Annotated in this window: 1 protein-coding gene; it reads left to right on the forward strand. The window is 57.3% G+C overall.

Annotated elements, in window-relative coordinates; all coding sequences use genetic code 11:
- Positions 1 to 768: M1 family aminopeptidase (locus tag ACYVJM_RS32125; RefSeq protein ID WP_461152215.1), on the forward strand; the 768-nt coding region annotated here is incomplete at both ends.

A 768-nucleotide genomic window follows, 5' to 3' on the forward strand; every position in this document is an offset into this window, starting at 1 on the left:
CCGAGAAGGGCAAGCCCACCGGCACCAAAACCTGGGTCTTCAAAGCCGACAACGTCCGTGACTTCTCTTTCGCCAGCAGCCGCAAGTTCATCTGGGATGCCCTGAACCCGAATGTAGAAGGCAAGCGGGTATGGGCCATGTCGCTCTACCCAAAAGAGGGCAACCCCCTCTGGGGGCAGTACTCGACCCGGCTGGTAGCCCACACCTTGCGCTCGTATTCGCGTCGGACGATCGCTTATCCTTATCCGGTGGCTTACTCGGTTCACGGCCCGGTGGGTGGCATGGAGTATCCGATGATTAGCTTCAACGGTGCCCGCCCCGAAGAAGATGGCACCTACACGGAGAGCACTAAAAACTTCCTGATTTTGGTAGTCATCCACGAAGTGGGACACAACTTCTTTCCCATGATCGTCAACTCCGACGAACGGCAGTGGTCCTGGATGGATGAAGGCCTCAACAGCTTCCTCGAAGGACTGACCTGTCTGGAGTGGGACGCCAACTTCCCGGCGCGGGTTATCGAACCCCAGTCAATCGTACCGTATATGCAACTTGATTCGACCCAGCAGGTACCCATCATGAGCAGCTCGGACAATATCTTACCGAATACCTTCGGACCAAATGCCTATGATAAACCGGCTACGGCGCTGAACATCCTGCGCGAGACGGTCATGGGCCGCGAACTCTTCGACTACGCCTTCAAAGAGTACGCCCGCCGGTGGGCCTTCAAGTCCCCCGAACCCGCCGACTTCTTCCGCACCCTGGAAGATG

It is taken from the genome of Spirosoma pulveris (assembly GCF_054781875.1).